The organism is Phenylobacterium sp., assembly GCF_030679875.1.
Taxonomy (GTDB): Bacteria; Pseudomonadota; Alphaproteobacteria; order Caulobacterales; family Caulobacteraceae; genus Phenylobacterium.
In genome coordinates this window covers 39,958-57,439 of the sequence record NZ_JAUXSP010000032.1, presented here as the reverse complement: position 1 = coordinate 57,439, position 17,482 = coordinate 39,958, and the positions used below count along the sequence as shown (strand labels likewise).

Here is a 17,482-nt window from a genome sequence, read left to right as displayed (position 1 = left end):
CTCCGACGCACCGCGTCTAGCCAGCTCAACTTCGGCGACCTTGCGCACGACCTCAGCCGGTGCGCCGCCGCAGTCTTCGGGTTGTCGTTGGCAAAAGTCGAGATAGCCAGTCGGAGGCACCGCGGCCACCCCAAAGCCCATGGGCGTGCTCGCCTCGGGTAGCGTTGCGCATGCCGCAAGGCTTAGGGAAGCAGCAACGATAGCGGCTTGAGTAAACAGAGTCTTTTTGACCAACACCACACCCACCCCTTTTGGAGTTCTGTTGGGAGGTGTTTACGATAAAGCCGCTTAAGCATTGCTGTAGTTATAGGGTATACATAACGATACGAAACTCGGTTGCTGGCCTGTTAAGGTTTACATCATCTGAATGGGCTGTTCATCGCTGGTAAATGTTCTATTCTGCTTTTGTTATCCTTATATCTTGGGGGCCGTTCCGGCCGCACCCCTATGGGAGTTTCCCGTCTCGCCGCACTGCGGTAGAAGGGAGGTTGTGGGGGACGCTTGAAAGATGTGGAGCGTGAGTGAGATGCAGAGATTCTTGTCCCTGCTGGTCGCGGTGGCGGCGGTATGTGCGACGGCGTTCGCGCCACTGACGGTTCAGGCTCAGGACCAGACGGCCGCAGAGGTGCGTGTCCTTCCGGAGTACCGCCTGGGATCCGGCGATAAGGTGCGGGTGATCACCTATGGCGAGGAGAGCCTGACGGGCGAGTTCTTCGTCGGCGGATCAGGCAACATCTCCCTACCCCTGATCGGCGAAGTGAAGGCCCAGGGTCTCACGATCCCCGATATCCAAGCGTCCATCCAGACGGCGCTGAAGGAAGGCTATCTCCGTGACCCGCGGGTCAGCGTCGAGGTGCTCAATTACCGGCCCTTCTACATCTTGGGCGAGGTTCAGAGCCCCGGCGAGTATCCCTACACCAACGGCCTGTCGGTCCTGAACGCCGTGGCGACGGCCGGTGGCTTCACCTACCGCGCCAATAACCGCCGGGTGTACATCAAGCGTAGCGACACCGATGATGAGCGGGAGTTTCCGTTGACCCCCATGACGCCGGTGGCGCCGGGGGACACCATTCGGATCGCCGAGCGCTTCTTCTAAGCTCAACACTTTTCCTACCAAGGGAACGGTGTCGATAAGGCCTCCTCGCGCTGCGCGCGGGGAGGTTTTTTCGTCTGGCTGACCTGGCGAGCGCAACCTGCCGGCCCAGGCGCCCAGGCTGAGCGGTCCATCCATTGAATTGCGCCCAGCAAGCGCCTCTCCTGGTTGCAGGAGAAGACCCATGCATCCAGGCCGCCCAACACCATCAATCTCCCCAAGAGCCGCTGAGGATTTGGGACGCCTGGCCGCCGGGGCGCAGCTGGCGGCCGTGGTCAGCGCTTGGCTGCTGCTCCTTCCCGTCGTTCCGATTTACGCGGGCGGCGTCTGGGCCAGCGAAGCCATTCGGCGCGCCTGGTCTCCGGCGGCGAAACGCCGCTAGAACTGCAGCCTAACCAAGACCTGTTGAGCCTTCCGAATTAAGCGAGGAATGCACGAGTTTAAGCAGGCAAAATGCAAAAAATCCGGCGGCCCGCAGTTTGCACACTCGACGTCACGCATTATGGACTTGTTCATAAACGAACACCGGCGGCCAATGGCTGATCGGGCTGACGGCCAGGTGATGGAGACCCTCATGACGGAAGCGACCTTGACGAAGAGCCTGGACGCCACGCCGACCCGCCATGCCGGGCTCAACGCCTGGGTGAAAGAGATCGCCGCCCTGACCAAGCCGGAGCGGGTCTACTGGTGTGATGGCTCTGAAGCCGAGTGGAGCCAGCTGACCGCTGACCTGGTGCAAAGCGGCACACTGACCCGGCTGAACCCCGATCTCCGCCCCAACTCCTTCTATGCCGCCTCTGACCCTCGCGACGTGGCGCGGGTGGAGAGCCGGACCTTCATCTGCTCGCAAGACGAGGCGGACGCGGGTCCGACCAACAACTGGGCCGAACCCAGCGAGATGCGCGCCAAGCTCGAGGGCCTGTTCGACGGCTGCATGCGCGGGCGCACCATGTATGTGGTGCCCTTCTGCATGGGCCCGCTCGGCTCAAAGATCAGCGCCATCGGCGTGGAGATTACCGACAGCGCCTATGTCGCCATCTCGATGCGCGTCATGACCCGCATGGGAACTCCGGCCCTCGAACAACTGGGCCAGGACGGCTTCTTCGTGCCCGCCGTCCACACCCTCGGCGCGCCGCTGGCGGCCGGCCAGGCCGACGTGCCGTGGCCGTGCAACGAAGAGAAGTACATTGTCCACTTCCCCGAGACCCGGGAGATCTGGTCCTACGGCTCCGGCTACGGCGGCAACGCGCTCCTGGGCAAGAAGTGCTTCGCCCTTCGGATCGCCTCGGTCATGGCCAGAGACGAGGGCTGGCTTGCCGAGCACATGCTCATTCTCAAGCTGACCTCGCCGGAGAAGGACGTCCGCTATATCGCCGCGGCCTTCCCCAGTGCGTGCGGCAAGACCAATATGGCGATGCTGCAGCCCACCCTGCCGGGTTGGACGGCTGAGACCATTGGCGACGATATCTGCTGGATGCGGTTCGGCGAAGACGGCCGCCTCTACGCCATCAACCCCGAGGCCGGCTTCTTTGGCGTCGCGCCAGGCACCGGCCTTGAGACCAACCGCAACGCCATCGACGCCCTGCACGCCAACTGCGTGTTCACCAACGTCGCCCTGACCCCTGACGGCGACGTTTGGTGGGAAGGCCTCACCGCACAGCCGCCGCCGGCGCTCACCGATTGGCGCGGCAATCCCTGGACGCCCGCGTCGGAGACGCCCGCCGCCCATCCCAACGCCCGCTTCACCGTTCCGGCCGATCAGTGCCCGGTGATTGCGCCGGAGTGGGAGGATCCCGCCGGCGTGCCGATCTCGGCCATTCTGTTCGGCGGTCGCCGGGCCTCGGCCGTACCTCTGGTCACCGAGGCCTTCGACTGGCGTCACGGGGTCTTCATGGCCTCCAATGTGGCCTCAGAAGGCACGGCCGCGGCCGAGAACGCCATCGGCGAACTGCGCCGCGATCCCTTCGCCATGTTGCCGTTCTGCGGCTACAATATGGGCGACTACTTCGCCCACTGGCTGAAGCTGGGCGCGCAGGCCGATCCCGAGAAGCTGCCGCGGATCTATTTCGTGAACTGGTTCCGCAAGGACGAGCGCGGCAAGTTCGTATGGCCGGGCTTTGGCGAGAACAGCCGGGTTCTGAAATGGATCGTCGAACGTCTCGGCGGCCGCGCGGAAGCTGTCGACACCCCCATCGGACGCCTGCCCAGCCGCGAGAGCCTGGATCTGGCGGGCCTCGACCTCACTGACGCCCAGCTTGACCTGCTGCTGACCGTCGACGCCGATATCTGGACCCAGGAAGCCGCGCTGATCCCGCCGGCCTATGAGCGGTTCGGTGATCGCCTCCCCAAGGCGCTCTGGGATGAGCACGCGGCCCTGGTCGCCCGGCTGCAGGCCGAGCGCCGCGGACAGGCTGTGGCAGCGGCGGAGTAGTGTGCAACCCCCTGCTCGAAATGGCCGCGATCCTTCAGAGCGGTCAGGTCGAGAGGGATCGAAACTTGACAGGGCGCGTTCAGGAGCCGTCTGATGTCTGAGTATGTTGCAGCGCAACAGGGGCCGGGAATGTCTGAGCCACTATTCGCCTACTCCATGAGCCAGGACGCCATGGGCTGGGTCTGGAGCGTATATGATGAGGCCGGCGAGATCGTCGCCTCGGGCCTCGACGCCTGCCAGGATACCGCCAAGGCCGCCATCGACCGCGCCATGCGCCATGTGGCCTGGATCGGCCTGTCGGGTCCCGCGCGCCGCCGTGCGCCCGCAGGTTCCGTCTGACCTCGTAAAATTGGGCTTCCTGATTGATGTCCTGCCGAGGGGACGCCGTCGCCTCAGGGGCGCCGCGTCATTCGCTGAACTGCACCCAGCCTGAAAACCAGATCCCGACGGAGCCTAGCTCCCGCCCACGACGACCTTCAGCTTGGGTGCGCCACCTGGGCGCTGCCCGCGGATCTGTCCGACCAGATCGAATAGGGCTGTGCGCACGCCTTCGGAGTCAGCCTGCTCAGCCAGGGCTTCAAGGGTCTGAAGGTGGCCAGGGGTGATCCGGACGGCGGAGTTTGACACCACCTGCATCACCTTCGGCGCACACGGCGTCGCATGCTCGTTGTCGTCGAGAAGCGTCTCATTGAGCTTCTCGCCCGGCCGCAGCCCGGTGATCTTGATCTCGATATCCTGACCGAGCGTGCGTCCCGACAGGGCGATCATCTGGCGGGCCAGATCCATGATCCGTACCGGCTGGCCCATCTCCAGAAGGAAGAGGCGCGCCTGGGCGTCCTGATCTTCGGCGCTGGCGGCGGTGGCGTGCATCACCAGCTGGGCGGCTTCCGGAATGGTCATGAAAAAGCGGGTCATGTCGGGATGGGTCAGGGTGACCGGCCCGCCGCGCTCAATCTGCGACTTGAAGATCGGCACCACCGAGCCCGCCGAAGCCAGCACATTGCCGAAACGGACGGCGGCGAAACGGGTGCGGGCGCCATTTGTCTGCTGGGCCTGGATCACCGCCTCGGCCAGGCGCTTGGTGGCGCCCATGACGTTGGTGGGATCGACGGCCTTGTCGGTGGAGATCAGCACCATCTGGGCCGCCCCGCAGAGTCGAGCGGCCTCCGCCACATTCCAGGTGCCGATCACATTGGTCAGGACGCCCTCGCAGGGGTGTCGCTCAACCATCGAGACATGTTTCAGGGCCGCGGCATGGAAGACCAGGTCCGGCGCCTGGGCCTCGAAATGGCCCTGCAGGCGGCCTGCGTGGCGAACATCGCAAAGCACCGCCGAACGCGACAGATCAGGGTAGGTCTCGGCCAGTTCGCGGTCGATCGTGAACAGAGCCGCCTCGGAGCTGTCCACCAGGGTCAGATGCGCACAACCAAAGCCCGCCGCCTGCCGGGCCAGTTCGCCCCCGATGCTGCCGCCCGCCCCGGTGATCAGCACGCGGCGGTCACGGATCAGGGCGGCGACAGGGGTGCGATCCAGCTGGATGGGCTCGCGCGCCAGCAGTTCTTCGACACTGACATCGCGCAGCGGCATGAGGGCCGCGCCCTCGTGGTGGCGAAGCTCGACGATGCTGGGCAGGCGAAGCATGCGCACGCCATCGGCGCGGAAGCGGCCAAGGTGGTCGGGGTTAAGTCCCTTCATTCGGCTGGGTTCGTCGAGGAACAGCACCGCTCTGGGATAGCGGTTCCACCGGCGCAGATCGTCCAACGCCTCTTCCAGTCGATCCAGGCTCTCAATGATGCAGACGCCCCGGACCTGCTGGCCCACGTCGCGCATATCGATGCCGATGATGCCGACCGGCGTGTAGCGACGGTCATGGGCGCGGGCGGCGTCGCGCAAATAGGTGTCGGCCAGGGCCGGGGGCCCGATCAGCAGGAGAGGCGGGGCCTGGGCCGCGGCGGAACTGCGCAGGGGAGCGACCTTGACCAGGGCATGCTCGTGAATGGCGCGGCGAAAAACCCGCAGCCCCAGGCAGCCCGTCACATGGAAGACAACCGCCATGGCGAGGGCGGAGCGCGGGAGGGTGGCGGCCCGGTCGACGATCCACACCGTCAGCAGGAAGAGACCTGCGGTCAGGGCGGCGATCCGGGCGATGACCAGGGCGTCGGGGATGGAGGCGTAGCGCCAGGGCGACAGTTCACCGCGGAAGAGGGTCGTGAAGACCGCCGCGAAGGCGGCGTAGATGGCCGCCAGCTGAATGATGTTCAGGGATGGGGCGCCGTCAAATCCAAGGTCGGGGATGGCGGACGGCGACAAGAGGTAGGCGCAGACGAAGGCCAGGGCTGCGATGGCGACATCGACGATGACAGTCTGTGCTCGGAAGGCCATCCGCATCATGGGCTGCTCTCCGCGACTCCCTGCGAGCCGACAACATAGACGGGGCGTGACCCGCGTCCAACCAAACTCAATTCAGGGAAGAAGTGATCCCCAGCGACGACGCACGACACCGTCGCGCAACTTATCAGTCCAGGGTTTGGATGTGGAATTTGGTGGAAATAAGAAAGGCCGCCGCCAAGGGCGACGGCCTTCCAGATTTAGGCTCGAAGTGGCTTAGAACGCGGCGGTGAGGCTCGCGGCCACGCGGCCTTCGCCGATCTTGCCGAGGCTGTCTTCGTCGGTGTCGTGATAGCGCACGTCCACACCGATGGTGTCGTTGATGGCGAAGCCCAGGCCGATGTTCCAGGTGGTGTAGTCGCCACCACCGTCCAGCTCCTGGCGACCAAGCGCGCCGCTGACGCTGAGGCGTTCGGTCAGCGGGGCGGCGGCGTTCACTTCATAGTAGAAGGCGTCGCCGGTGCCGCCGAAGAATTCCGGCGAATAGTAGATGGCCGCGCCGATCTCAGCCGGGCCAGCCGGCACGGAGCCCGCCGCCGAGAATTCCCAGAAGTTGTAGTCCGAGCCCGACGGCGCATCGACGTAGGCGTAATAGATCACGCCGAAGTCCATGGACGCGATGCCCAGGGTGGGGGTGACGCCGGCGTAGAAGTCGACCTCGGCCACGGTGTCGTCACCGAAGTCGACGTTCGAGGCCCAGATGCCCGCATAGCCCATTTCGCCGATGGCCAGGTCAACGCCGCCGAACACTTGCGGACCTTCATCGGTCTGGCTGACGCCACGGTAAACATAGTCGGACGCAACGCCGAGGTTGAAGCTGACCGGCGATTCCTGCGCAGCGGCGGCGCCGCCCATGGCCAGAGTCGCAGCGGCGGCGAGAAGCGTAATCTTGAGAGTTTTCATTTTTATCCCCTTGAGTTCCCGATCTGGCCTTGCCCGACCGACGTTCTGCATCCTCATGGTGCAGGCGCGCAGATCAACGTGGGCTGGCCGCACAGAAGCGCCTGCATAGACGGTGACGAATATTTCGGCACCCCTCAGTAACCGCGCCTAAAAAAAAGGCGCGCCACTGTCACGCTTGCGCCACAGGTCTATCGCATACTGAGCGGTGCGGCCCCAAGGTGAGTCCCGGCGTCCACCAGCAGGGTTTCACCGGTGATGTGGCGCGCCGCGGGCGAGGCGAGAAACACCGTGGCGCCGGCCACGTCTTCGGCGCTCGAGGCGGCCTTCAACGGGGTGGAGGCCTCGGCCCCCTGGCGCATCTTCTCAGCCCGTCCGGCCGGCAATCCCTTCTCAAACCACGGTGTGTCGATGAACCCCGGGCAGACGGCGTTGACCCGAATCTTGGGCGCCAGCGCCCGGGCCAGCGACAGGGTCATGGTGGTCAGGGCGCCCTTTGAGGCCGCATAGGGCACTGAAGAGCCGATCCCCATCACGCCGGCGATTGAGGACGTGTTGACCACCGCGCCGGGTTGGGGCGCCGATTCCAGCAGCGTGCGGCAGGCGCGCAGGGTCTGATAGGCGCCCACCACATTGACGCGATAGAGATCCAGGAAGTCCTGGGCCTGTACCGCGTCCAGGTCGGCGTGATTGGGGGCGAACTTGGTGACCCCGGCGTTGTTGAACAGGGCGTCGATCCGCCCAAATGGCGCTGCGGCCGCCGCAATCTTCTTGCAGTCGTCATCCTCGCCCACATCGCCCTGCACCAGGACGCCCTGCGCCCCGTGCGCCTGCACCAGGCGGGCCGTCTCCTCGGCTTCTTCCCGGCTGCGGGCGAAGTTGATGATGATCGCCGCAGCGCCGCGGGAGGCGGTTTCCACCGCAATCGCCCGGCCAAGACCTGTGGATGCTCCGGTCACCACCACCACATAGTCTTTGAAATCCTGTCCGCTCATGGGGTGTCCCTCCTGGCGCAAGGCTCAGGCCTGCGCGTTTCTGTGTTCGCAGTGATAGCCAGACCTGACCCATGTGTCGCGGGCCCGCCAGTTGCCCCCTGACCGCGGCGGGGCTAAAGCGCGGGCATGGAAGAGACCCATCTGACCCAGCTTGGCCAGGACGTCCGTGGCTTTGAGAGCCCTGAGACGGCCGTGCTTGAGCGGGTGGCCAATCCCCAGGCTGAAGTCCTGTACCTGGCCCGCTTCACCGCACCGGAGTTTACCTCCCTGTGCCCGGTCACCGCCCAGCCCGATTTCGCCCATCTGGTGATTGATTATGCGCCCGACCGCTGGCTGATCGAGTCGAAGTCCCTGAAGCTCTATCTGGCCTCGTTCCGCAATCACGGCGCGTTCCATGAGGACTGCACGGTCGCCATCGGTCGCAGGATCATGGCTGTGGCCGAGCCGCGCTGGCTGCGGATCGGCGGCTACTGGTACCCGCGTGGGGGCATTCCCATCGACGTCTTCTGGCAGTCGGGGGCGGCGCCGGAGGGTCTCTGGCTACCTGACCAGGGGGTCGCGCCCTATCGCGGCCGAGGATAGTCGCGCCCAGCCCGGCGCGATTAATCTTCGACCCGCAGGGGACAGAAACGGCGCTTTCTTACAGTCAAGCTTGATCAGAAAATCTCGGCGCGATGTCATTTCTCACTGGTGCGCGAGTGCGGCAATACCCGACGCCATCTGGTGGTAGGGGGTCGCAACTGCTATATAGAGCAGGCCCAACTCTCCTCGGGCGTGTCACGGAGACCGGCCGGCGCTTGCGCTGGCCGGTCTTTCTGTGTGGGCGGTGTGTCAGACGCTCCAGCGGCTGATCAGGTCCGACGCATCGGGTCGCACCCGCTCCAGCGGGGGCTCCTTGGCTGAGCCCATCAGGATATACCCCGCCACGCGCTCACCAGCCTCCAGCCCCAGAACCTTCAGGGCGTCGGGATCATAGGCGTACCAATCAGTGATCCAGTTGGCGCCGTAGCCCATGGCCGTGGCGCCATAGAGCAGGTTGGTGCAGACCGCTGCGGCGGAGAGCAGTTGCTCCCACTCCGGGATTTCGCTGAGCTGCGGCCGGGCGACCACGGCCACCCCCATCGGCGGCGCCTTGAGTTTGGCGAGCTTGGCCGCGGCCTTGGCGTCGTCGCGCGCCAGGGCCAGGGCCTCAAGACGGGCGGCGAACTCAGCCTTGGGCGCGGTCTCCAGCAGGATCATCCGCCAGGGGGTGAGCTTGCCATGGTCGGGGACCCGGCTGGCCAGACGGACAAGGATGTCCAGTTCGTCTGACGTGGGCCCAGGCGCCGCCAGGGTCAGGGCCGAGGCCGAGCGGCGGGTGGCCAGAAAGTCCAGGACCTCAGGCCGAGGGGCCTGTGGCATCGGAGTTCCCAAGGGGACAGGATCAGGCAGGGACAGGGGCAAGGGATACCTTTTCGTGGACGCGCCGAATAATCTGGCGCTCAATTTCAGTTCGACCGGCCGCTCTAGTTGAGAATATGTCGCAGAAACCGATCTGGCGCCAGTCCCATGGCCGTCCCTGGGGGGCAGGGCCCCCTCGCCGGGTCTTTGACAATGCCTGGATCGCCCTGGAGGAATATGACGCCGTCGCGCCCACCGGCGCGAAGGCGCGCTACGGGGTGGTCCGGTTCAAGAACCTCGCCCTGGCGATCCTGCCCCTACATGAGGACGGGACCGTCACCCTGGTCGGACAGAACCGCTTCCCCCATGCCGACTACAGCTGGGAGATTCCCGAAGGCGGCGGCCCCGTAAATGGCGATCCCCTCGAGCATGCCCGACGCGAATTGCGCGAAGAGGTCGGGCTGGAGGCCGCCGAGTGGCGGGAGGTTTTGCGCGCGCAGCTTTCGAATTCCGTCACCGACGAGCGCGCCGTGGGGTTTTTGGCCCTGGGTCTCAGCCCTGTGGATCAGGCGCCGGACGACACTGAGGACCTTGCAGTGGCGCGGGTTCCTTTTTCTGAAGCCCTGGAAACCGCGCTTGCTGGCCATATGCCTGATATGCTGACGCTAGCGATGCTGCTTCGGGCCTACCATATGGCCAAGGAAGGGGCCTTGCCGTCGGCGCTCGCGCGCCGGCTGCTAAGTTAGGGAGAGAGCCCATGGGACGGGAAGACGCCGCAAGGCTGGAAGTGATCGATCCGGGGCACGCCCCGCCAGTCTGGGCCGCTCTGCGCAACGAGGCTGAGCGCGCCGCCCGTGACGAGGCCGCGCTGGCCTCGCTATTGAACGCCGTCATTCTCAGTCATCACAGCCTGGGCGACGCGCTGTCCTATCAGCTGGCCCGCAAGCTCGGCGACCAGGAATTGCGGGCCATGAGCCTGCGCGATATCGCTGAACAGGCCTATGCTGCAGCCCCTGGTCTGGTGGACGTGGCTGAGGCCGACCTGCGGGCGGTCTTCGAGCGCGACCCGGCCTGCAAGGGCTATGTGCAGCCCTTCCTGTTCTTCAAGGGGTTCCTGGCCCTCCAGACCCAGCGGGTCGCCCACTGGCTTTGGGGCCAGGGTCGCGACACCATGGCCTTCTATCTTCAGAGCCGCATGTCCGAGGTTTTCCAGGTGGATATCCACCCGGCCACCCGCATCGGCTCCGGTGTCTTTATCGACCATGGCACGGGCATCGTGATCGGTGAGACCGCCGTGATCGGCGATGACGTCTCTCTGCTCCAGGGTGTGACCCTGGGCGGCACCGGCGCCGAGCGCGGCGATCGCCACCCCAAGATCGGCCGCGGTGTGCTGCTGGGCGCGGGCGCCAAGGTGCTGGGCAATATCACCATAGGCGACTACGCCAAGGTGGCGTCGGGGTCAGTCGTGCTCAAGCCGGTGCCGGCCCATTGCACCGCCGCGGGCGTGCCTGCGCGTCTGGTCAATTGCCCGACCTGTGAGGAACCGGCCCGGAGCATGGACCACACCCTGGCCGAGGCTGTGTACGACTACGTCATCTGAACGGAAATCAGTCCGATCGAGGTTTTACAGGAGGCCGCGAACGTCTAGGTTCGCGGCCTCTTCAGATTCCAAAGGAGCCCCCCGTGGACGAACGCGCCATGCGTAAAGTCGAAGGCCACCTGCGCGGCACCTTCGCCAACGCCAGGATCACCCTGGTTCCGCGCCCCAAGCAGAAAGACTCCGCCGAGGTCTATATCGCCGATGAGTTCATTGGCGTGGTCTTTGAGGACGAGGACGAAGCCGGCTCATACATGTTCGAAATGGCGATCCTGTCGGAAGATCTGCCCTGAGGGCGGCGCCGACGGATTAGGCTGAACTAGCTCATCAAAGCAGCATTTGACGTCCCGTTAACCCCCTCAGGTTGACCTTACCCAAATCGGGTTTGGTGGATCTTTCGAATGTTCGGGACAGTACAGCTGTGGGGTGGCGAGGCCTCCCCGAAGTTTGACGCCCTGGCCCTGCGGCCTGTGCTCCGGCGCATGGCGCGGGCGGCGCGGGCCCACTTCGCGGCGGATCGAGTCGAAATCGTCCTGCACGATGGGGATGACGCGTTCCGTTGTGGCGAAGACGGTGTTCTGGAACTGGTGCTGGATGCTGGGTCCGAGGACCTGTTTGCCGCGCCGTTGTGGTCGGCTTCGAAAGACAAGAACGCCGAGCTGGGCTTTGCTGATGCCGCGTTCGTGGCCAGCGCCCCGATGCTTTTTGATGGTCAGTCCCGCAGGGGTCGGCTGACGATCGTTTCGGGCGCGCCCCGCGAGGCGGACCTGGATCTGGCCGAGGCGCTGTCGGACCTGGCCGAAGGTGTCGCCACCGCCGCAGAGCGCCTCTATTCCGAACGGGCCAGCGACTATGCCCGGGCTGAGGCGGACGCCGCAGAACAACTAATGTTCAACCTGATGGCTTCGGCGCCTGTGGCCCTGGCCGTGACCGACTGTGATCTGCGGCTCATGCACTCGAGCCCCCGCTGGCGCGAAGAGTTTGGCCTTGAGGGACGCGAAATCCACGGGGAGGCCCTGAGCGACCTGCTGCCCGATGTCTTCCAGCGCTGGGGCGACCGGGTCCGGGCCTGTCTGGAGGGGGAGGTTCTGAAGGGTGAACGGGTCCGGTTTCAGACGGCCGACGGCCGGCAGATCTGGGCGCGAGTCGAGGTAGGGCCCTGGCGGACTCCCGACGGCAAGGTGGGCGGGCTTATGCTGCTCTCCCAGGACATCTCGGATCTGGTGGACGCCTTGGACCGCGCTCAACGCTCCGAAGGTCGCATGCGCCTGGCCACCGAGCTCTCGGAAATCCATGTCTACGAGCTGGACTACAAGGCCCGGCAGCTGCTCAGCATCGGGGCTGAAGACACCTTTTTTAACCAGCGCCTGACCTACGATGATCTGTTCCGCAACATCTGGGTCTCTGTGCATCCTGATGATCGCGAGATGGCTCGGACGGCTTGGGAGCATCACCAGGCGACGGGCGAGCCCTATCGCGTCGAATACCGCGTGGCGCGCGATGACGGCCAGGAGATCTGGGCCTATTCGACCTCGGAGCTGATCACCGACGACACCGGGAAGCCGCTGCGTCTGGTCGGCGCCCTGCAGAACATCACCAGCCGCAAGCGCGCGGAGGTGGAGATGGCCCAGGCGCGGGACGCCGCCGAGGCCGCCAACCGCGCCAAGAGCGAATTTCTGGCCAATATGAGCCACGAGATCCGCACCCCCATGAACGGGGTGATTGGCATGAACGCTCTTCTGCTGCGCAGCGAACTGGCGCCGGAGCAGCGCAAATACGCTGAAGCCGTGCAGAGTTCGGCCGAAAGCCTGTTGTCCATCATCAACGACATCCTGGACGTGTCCAAGCTTGAGGCCGGCAAGGTCGACCTGGAGTCCATAGACTTCAATCTGACCAGCCTGGTGGAGGACGTGGCCGAGCTATTGGCGCCCAGGGCCGCAGAGAAGTCGCTGGAGGTGGCCTGCTATCTTGATGATGGGGCGCAGGGCGGTTTCACCGGCGATCCCACCCGCCTGCGGCAGATCCTGCTGAACCTGGTCGCCAACGCCGTGAAATTCACGGAGCGCGGCTTCGTGGCGATCGAGGTCAAGTCCGGCGCCGGCGCGCAGGGCGGCAGGGCGCTAAGGATCGAGGTGGCTGACACTGGGCCTGGCCTGAGCCAGGAGGCCAAGCTTGGCCTGTTCCAGAAGTTCCACCAGGCCGACGGCTCGATCACGCGGAAATTTGGCGGCACAGGTCTTGGCCTGTCCATATGTCGCCAACTCGCTGGCCTGATGGGCGGCAAAATCGGCGTCAGCGACAGGCCAGGTGGCGGATGCATCTTCTGGCTTGAGCTGGAGCTGCCGGTCGCCGAGCTGACCCAGGAGGGGGCGCTCACGGTCACCCCCTGGGCCCTGCATGGCGCGCGCATCCTGGTGGTCGACGACATCGCCTTGAACCGCGACATCTTCCGCAGGCAGCTTGAATCCGAAGGGGCGATGGTGGCTGAGGCGGAGAACGGCCCGCGCGCCCTGGATCAGTTAGCGGCGGCCTGTGACGCCGGTCGGCCCTTCGACATCGTCCTGCTGGATCACATGATGCCCGATATGGCCGGCGATGAGGTGGCCAGGCGCATCCGTGAGGCCGGCGGCGAGCATCAGCCCAGGATCGTTGTCGCGTCCTCCATGGGCGCGCCATCGCGCAAGGATATGGAGACCTGGCCAGCTCTCGACGGTTTTCTCACCAAGCCGGTGCGCCAGCATGTGCTGACCGATACCCTGGGCCGACTGGGCAGCCGCTGTCCCTGGTCGGGTCTTGACCGGCTGGCTTTTGAGACTCAACCGACCAACGCGTTGGAGACAGGGGAGCCTGCCGCACCGGATGGTTCGGCCAGCGTGCGGATTCTGCTGGCCGAGGACAACGAGATTAACACCCTGCTGACCTGCACCTTGCTGGAGAGCATGGGTTGTGAGGTCGTCAGCGTGGTCAACGGGGCCCTGGCTGTGCAAGCCGTCGCTGCGGGGGAATTCGACCTGATCCTGATGGACATGCAGATGCCGGTCATGGATGGGCTTGAGGCCACCCGCCGCATCCGGGCCCTGGGGGGCGCCGCCTCCCAAGTCCCCATTGTCGCCATGACCGCCAACGCCATGCAGTCTGACCAGGACGCCTGCTACGGCGCGGGCATGACCGACTTCATCTCCAAGCCCATCCACCCCGAGACCTTCCTGACGACCGTTGAGCGCAATCTGGACAGCGCGGCCGAGGCGGCGCTGAAACTCCTGGGTACCGCCGCCTGAAGCCCGAGGCTAAGGGAGGAAGAATATTTCGCCCGGAGCGAGTCATGCTGAAGGTTTTCGCTCTGGCTGTAGGGGCGCTGCTCGTCCTGTGGATCGGGACTGGCCTCGTCATCGAGGCCCTGTTCTCGCCCAAGGAGGTGCGCGGCCAGATGGTCGACCTCGGGGACCGGCGCCTGCGACTGGTCTGCGCAGGACCCGAGCAGGCTCCGCTCGTCTGGCTTGAGGCCGGCGCCTTCGGGTTTTCCGCTGATTTCGCTGATCTGCAAGACGCCCTGGCGGCCGAGGGGGTGCGCAGTTGCGCCTATGACCGGGCGGGCCTGGGCTATTCCGATCCTGGTCCGCGCCCGCGCGACAGCGCTGCGGTCGTCACCGATCTGGAACGCCTGATGGCGGCGGCGAGGATCAATGAGCCTGTCGTTCTGTTGGGCCACTCCATGGGCGGCCAGCACGTACGCCTTTTCGCCACCCGTCACCCAGAGCGAGTCGCCGGCATCGTCCTGGTGGACGCCGCCACGCCAGAGGCGGTGCAAATCCCTCTGGTTCGCCGCTTCGTCACCACCTTTGGCAGTCTGTCTCAGGGGTCGGCCGTGGCCATCAGCCTGGGCCTGGCCAAGCCATTGTTCTTCCTTGGTGATCGGATCGGGCTGGCAGGGCCGGCGGTGCGCGAGAAGCAGGCCGCCTTTGTCTCGGGCCGCCATGCTCGCAACGCCGCCAACGAAGCCGCCCATTGGCTGGAGAGCGCAGCCATGGCTCGGGCGGCTGGCGGGTTGGATCCAGCCTGGCCGGTCGCCGTGGTGACGGCCGGCGCCGCGGCTGACTCTAACGGGGCGTGGGGCCGGGCCCGCCTCGCGCCGGTGGAAGCTTCTGATCACGGCAGCTACGCCGCCGTTCCCGCCGCGGGCCACGCCACCATCCTCTCGCACGCTCACAACAGCGAGATCGTCGCCGCCGTGAAGCGGGTGATCGCCGCAGGCGGCGAGCGCCGAGGAAGCGTTCCGCCGACGCGCTAGGCGGCCTTCAAGGCCGCAGCGTCGAACTCCGCCTTCCAGGCCGCCAGAACGGGCCCCGTGGCCTTCTGGTCCCAGGGGTGGAAGCCCGGACGGTACCAGGCGAAGTAGGTCTTCCAGCCCCGGCGGAAGAGCCCTGGCTTGACCCAGACGAACTGCTTGGCCGCCTTGAGCGCCGCCTCAGGCGTATAGCCGTCGGCCTCCAGCAGGCGGGCCGCGTAGCGGGTGATGTTGCGGGTGAACATGATGGTGATCAGCGCCATGGCGATGCAACGGCGGCGATAGCGAAGGAAGGGCGACCAGTCCTTGGTGGCGGCCATGAAGACGTCGTAGGCGACCGCCTTGTGCTCGGTCTCCTCCAGGGCGTGCCAGCGCCACAGGCGTTCGATGGCGGGATCGGTCTTCTGGAACAGTTCGTCCCGGTGCCGGATGTGCACCTCGGCCATCATGGCGGTGAAGTGCTCCAGGGCGATGGTGGAGACCAGCATGGCCATGGGACCACGGCCGCGGCTGAAGGCCACCCGCTCGCGCACCTGCGCCTCGATCTCGGCCACGGGATAGCGGTCCCGGTCGATCAGCTGATTGAGACTGTGATGCTCGCGCGAATGGATCGCCTCTTGCGCGATGAAGCCTCGGACATCTTCGGCGAGCTTGCCTGAGACCCGGTCGCGATAGTGGCGCACGGCGTCCATGAACAGACGCTCTCCGTCTGGAAAGGTCAGCGACAGGGCGTTGAACACCGCCGTGGCCACCGGGTCCCCGTCCAGCCAGTGGCCGGAATTCGTTGGGCTGGCGTCGAAATGGATATCCCGAGGGGTCACATCGACATCGGCGGGCGTGGTCTTGCGCGTCATGGCATGATCCTGTGCAACGGGTCGGCTGACCCGATACTTGTCCTGCCTCAAAGGTAGAGTTATCTACAAAAATGTCAATAGAAGCCGCCCGCCGTATGCGTCGCTCCCCGGCGGCCGCCCGCGAGAACATCCTGCAGGCCGCTGAGCAGCTTCTGGTGGACCACGGGCCACAGGCGCTGAAGCTGGTGGACGTCGCCAAAGGCGCCGGCGTCTCCCATGCCACGGTGTTGCACCATTTCGGCTCCATCGATGGGGTGCAGACGGCGCTGGCCGAAGCAATGATCCGCCAACTGGTCGCCCGGGTGCTTGAGGCCGAGCGGCCAGATGATCCGCATGAGCAGTTGGAGGGGGTAGGGCAGGTTTTGTTCGACGCCTTTGAGTCCGCCGGCGGCGCCCGCCTCGCCGCCTGGCTTGAGCTGACCGGTGAGACCCGTCGCCTCACCCTGGTTCGCGCCGCGGTGGAGGAGGTGATCTCCGGGCCTATGGCCCAGAAAGGGATCAACCCTGAGCGCGCCACCAACCTGATCCTGGTCGCCGTCTCTCTCGCCATGGGGGTTGGCCTGATTGGCCGGTCCCTCGCCGAGCTTGTCGGCAGGCCCCCCGAGACCACGAGAGAGGCGGCCCTGGCCTTCCTCAAGGCCGGACTGGCCGCGGCGCTGAACGAGTAGGGGCCGAGGGCGCCTGAATTCCCCCGGCCCCTTTGACCTAGAGGACGCCCAGCATCTCGGCCACCAGGGGGTGGCGAACGATGTCGCGGTCCTTCAGACGCACCACGGCGATATTGTCCACAGTGGCCAGCTTCTCCGCCACGGGGCCAAGGCCCGAGAGTTCAGGCAGCAGGTCCGATTGCGCGGGATCGCCGGTGACCACCATGGTGGAGTGCCAGCCCAGGCGGGTGAGCAGCATCTTCAGCTGCACATAGGTGCAGTTCTGCGCCTCATCGATGACCACAAAGGCGTTGTTCAGGGTGCGGCCGCGCATGAAGCCCACCGGGGCGATCTCGATGGCGCCCTCGGCCATCAGGGACCGGACCCGCTTCATCGACATGCGATCAGACAGGGCGTCATAGAGGGGGCGCAGATAGGGGGCGAGCTTGTCCTCCATCTCGCCGGGCAGGAAGCCGATGGATTCCCCGGCTTCCACCGCTGGACGCGACAGAACGATGCGGCCGACCCGGCCGGCCTCCAGGGCCTCGACCGCCTTGGCGATCGCCAGATAGGTCTTGCCGGTGCCGGCGGGGCCTAGCGCCAGCACCAGGTTCTTGGCGTCGATCGCCGCGATGAGCTCTTCCTGTCCTGGCGACTTGGCCTTGATGGTTTTGAGATAGCTCTGATCTCGCCCTTCCTCTCCTGGCCCCAGGGGCGACCACCCTCGCTCGATGGGCAGCCGGCGGATTTTCGAATCTTCAAACTGCTCGGCGTCGAAGGCGCCTTCGCGCAGTTGTCGCTTCAGGGCACGCTTGGTCATCAAAGCCTCCATGGGGGCATGAAAAAGGGGCGAGTCCTGGGAGGACCGCCCCTGAGGGGAGGACGACAGAGAAGGAGGGGGGGCCGGGGGCG

At 65.6% G+C, this 17,482-nt stretch carries 16 protein-coding genes; 10 read left to right on the top strand and 6 right to left on the bottom strand.

Annotation, left to right across the window (positions count from 1 at the left end; genetic code table 11):
- Positions 1-526 precede the first annotated feature (526 nt).
- The 3 genes from Q8K84_RS17225 to Q8K84_RS17215 all read left to right on the top strand — a co-directional run bounded on the left by Q8K84_RS17225 (position 527) and on the right by Q8K84_RS17215 (position 3,863).
- Positions 527-1,096 (top strand): polysaccharide biosynthesis/export family protein, encoded by a 570-nt coding sequence (locus Q8K84_RS17225; RefSeq protein WP_305283988.1) that lies wholly within the window; start codon positions 527-529, stop codon positions 1,094-1,096.
- Positions 1,097-1,667: 571 nt separating this feature from the next.
- Positions 1,668-3,524, top strand: coding sequence for a phosphoenolpyruvate carboxykinase (GTP) (locus Q8K84_RS17220; RefSeq protein ID WP_305283986.1), 1,857 nt, complete (start codon positions 1,668-1,670; stop codon positions 3,522-3,524).
- Positions 3,525-3,653: 129 nt separating this feature from the next.
- Positions 3,654-3,863 (top strand): hypothetical protein, encoded by a 210-nt coding sequence (locus Q8K84_RS17215; protein WP_305283985.1) that lies wholly within the window; start codon positions 3,654-3,656, stop codon positions 3,861-3,863.
- Positions 3,864-3,977: 114 nt separating this feature from the next.
- Here the strand turns inward: Q8K84_RS17215 and Q8K84_RS17210 are convergent, their stop codons facing one another.
- From Q8K84_RS17210 to Q8K84_RS17200, 3 genes are all read right to left on the bottom strand, one after another.
- Positions 3,978-5,915 carry a nucleoside-diphosphate sugar epimerase/dehydratase gene (locus Q8K84_RS17210; protein ID WP_305283984.1) on the bottom strand — a complete coding sequence of 646 codons (1,938 nt, stop codon included), beginning with the start codon at positions 5,913-5,915 and terminating at the stop codon, positions 3,978-3,980.
- Positions 5,916-6,128: 213 nt separating this feature from the next.
- Positions 6,129-6,815, bottom strand: coding sequence for a TorF family putative porin (locus tag Q8K84_RS17205; protein ID WP_305283982.1), 687 nt, complete (start codon positions 6,813-6,815; stop codon positions 6,129-6,131).
- Between the two features lie 188 nt (positions 6,816-7,003).
- Positions 7,004-7,807 carry an SDR family NAD(P)-dependent oxidoreductase gene (locus tag Q8K84_RS17200; RefSeq protein ID WP_305283981.1) on the bottom strand — a complete coding sequence of 268 codons (804 nt, stop codon included), beginning with the start codon at positions 7,805-7,807 and terminating at the stop codon, positions 7,004-7,006.
- 126 nt (positions 7,808-7,933) lie between these two features.
- Between Q8K84_RS17200 and queF the strand changes: the two genes are divergently transcribed.
- The gene (gene queF, locus Q8K84_RS17195; protein WP_305283980.1) at positions 7,934-8,389 is read left to right on the top strand and encodes a preQ(1) synthase; all 456 of its coding nucleotides are present in this window, start codon (positions 7,934-7,936) and stop codon (positions 8,387-8,389) included.
- 249 nt (positions 8,390-8,638) lie between these two features.
- On the opposite strand, the gene Q8K84_RS17190 is transcribed toward queF, so the two are convergent.
- Positions 8,639-9,208 (bottom strand): nitroreductase family protein, encoded by a 570-nt coding sequence (locus tag Q8K84_RS17190; RefSeq protein ID WP_305283979.1) that lies wholly within the window; start codon positions 9,206-9,208, stop codon positions 8,639-8,641.
- 116 nt (positions 9,209-9,324) lie between these two features.
- On the opposite strand from Q8K84_RS17190, the gene Q8K84_RS17185 reads away from it, so the two are divergent.
- The 5 genes from Q8K84_RS17185 to Q8K84_RS17165 all read left to right on the top strand — a co-directional run bounded on the left by Q8K84_RS17185 (position 9,325) and on the right by Q8K84_RS17165 (position 15,072).
- On the top strand, positions 9,325-9,933 hold the full coding sequence (locus tag Q8K84_RS17185) for an NUDIX hydrolase (RefSeq protein WP_305283978.1): 609 nt from the start codon (positions 9,325-9,327) through the stop codon (positions 9,931-9,933).
- Positions 9,934-9,944: 11 nt separating this feature from the next.
- Positions 9,945-10,787 carry a serine O-acetyltransferase gene (cysE, locus tag Q8K84_RS17180; protein ID WP_305283977.1) on the top strand — a complete coding sequence of 281 codons (843 nt, stop codon included), beginning with the start codon at positions 9,945-9,947 and terminating at the stop codon, positions 10,785-10,787.
- Positions 10,788-10,885: 98 nt separating this feature from the next.
- Positions 10,886-11,077 carry a DUF3126 family protein gene (locus tag Q8K84_RS17175; RefSeq protein ID WP_370867887.1) on the top strand — a complete coding sequence of 64 codons (192 nt, stop codon included), beginning with the start codon at positions 10,886-10,888 and terminating at the stop codon, positions 11,075-11,077.
- Between the two features lie 108 nt (positions 11,078-11,185).
- Complete coding sequence (locus Q8K84_RS17170) at positions 11,186-14,062, top strand: response regulator (RefSeq protein WP_305283976.1); 2,877 nt, start codon at positions 11,186-11,188, stop codon at positions 14,060-14,062.
- Between the two features lie 44 nt (positions 14,063-14,106).
- Positions 14,107-15,072 carry an alpha/beta fold hydrolase gene (locus Q8K84_RS17165; RefSeq protein ID WP_305283974.1) on the top strand — a complete coding sequence of 322 codons (966 nt, stop codon included), beginning with the start codon at positions 14,107-14,109 and terminating at the stop codon, positions 15,070-15,072.
- On the opposite strand, the gene Q8K84_RS17160 is transcribed toward Q8K84_RS17165, so the two are convergent.
- Positions 15,069-15,923 (bottom strand): metal-dependent hydrolase, encoded by an 855-nt coding sequence (locus Q8K84_RS17160; RefSeq protein ID WP_305283973.1) that lies wholly within the window; start codon positions 15,921-15,923, stop codon positions 15,069-15,071. The two genes, Q8K84_RS17165 and Q8K84_RS17160, sit on opposite strands and share 4 nt — an antisense overlap.
- 95 nt (positions 15,924-16,018) lie before the next feature.
- On the opposite strand from Q8K84_RS17160, the gene Q8K84_RS17155 reads away from it, so the two are divergent.
- Entirely contained in the window at positions 16,019-16,591 is a 573-nt protein-coding gene (locus Q8K84_RS17155) for a TetR/AcrR family transcriptional regulator (RefSeq protein ID WP_305283972.1), read from the top strand.
- A gap of 37 nt (positions 16,592-16,628) precedes the next feature.
- Here the strand turns inward: Q8K84_RS17155 and Q8K84_RS17150 are convergent, their stop codons facing one another.
- Entirely contained in the window at positions 16,629-17,402 is a 774-nt protein-coding gene (locus Q8K84_RS17150) for a PhoH family protein (RefSeq protein WP_305283971.1), read from the bottom strand.
- Positions 17,403-17,482: the final 80 nt, after the last annotated feature.

Coding starts and splice junctions, on each gene's coding strand:
- Q8K84_RS17190 (WP_305283979.1), bottom strand. CDS start 9,208: ATGCCACAGGCCCCTCGGCCTGAGGTCCTGGACTTTCTGGCCACCCGC.
- Q8K84_RS17225 (WP_305283988.1), top strand. CDS start 527: ATGCAGAGATTCTTGTCCCTGCTGGTCGCGGTGGCGGCGGTATGTGCG.
- cysE (WP_305283977.1), top strand. CDS start 9,945: ATGGGACGGGAAGACGCCGCAAGGCTGGAAGTGATCGATCCGGGGCAC.
- Q8K84_RS17220 (WP_305283986.1), top strand. CDS start 1,668: ATGACGGAAGCGACCTTGACGAAGAGCCTGGACGCCACGCCGACCCGC.
- Q8K84_RS17200 (WP_305283981.1), bottom strand. CDS start 7,807: ATGAGCGGACAGGATTTCAAAGACTATGTGGTGGTGGTGACCGGAGCA.
- Q8K84_RS17170 (WP_305283976.1), top strand. CDS start 11,186: ATGTTCGGGACAGTACAGCTGTGGGGTGGCGAGGCCTCCCCGAAGTTT.
- Q8K84_RS17165 (WP_305283974.1), top strand. CDS start 14,107: ATGCTGAAGGTTTTCGCTCTGGCTGTAGGGGCGCTGCTCGTCCTGTGG.
- Q8K84_RS17175 (WP_370867887.1), top strand. CDS start 10,886: ATGCGTAAAGTCGAAGGCCACCTGCGCGGCACCTTCGCCAACGCCAGG.
- Q8K84_RS17160 (WP_305283973.1), bottom strand. CDS start 15,923: ATGACGCGCAAGACCACGCCCGCCGATGTCGATGTGACCCCTCGGGAT.
- Q8K84_RS17210 (WP_305283984.1), bottom strand. CDS start 5,915: ATGATGCGGATGGCCTTCCGAGCACAGACTGTCATCGTCGATGTCGCC.
- Q8K84_RS17155 (WP_305283972.1), top strand. CDS start 16,019: ATGCGTCGCTCCCCGGCGGCCGCCCGCGAGAACATCCTGCAGGCCGCT.
- Q8K84_RS17150 (WP_305283971.1), bottom strand. CDS start 17,402: ATGGAGGCTTTGATGACCAAGCGTGCCCTGAAGCGACAACTGCGCGAA.
- queF (WP_305283980.1), top strand. CDS start 7,934: ATGGAAGAGACCCATCTGACCCAGCTTGGCCAGGACGTCCGTGGCTTT.
- Q8K84_RS17185 (WP_305283978.1), top strand. CDS start 9,325: ATGTCGCAGAAACCGATCTGGCGCCAGTCCCATGGCCGTCCCTGGGGG.
- Q8K84_RS17215 (WP_305283985.1), top strand. CDS start 3,654: ATGTCTGAGCCACTATTCGCCTACTCCATGAGCCAGGACGCCATGGGC.
- Q8K84_RS17205 (WP_305283982.1), bottom strand. CDS start 6,815: ATGAAAACTCTCAAGATTACGCTTCTCGCCGCCGCTGCGACTCTGGCC.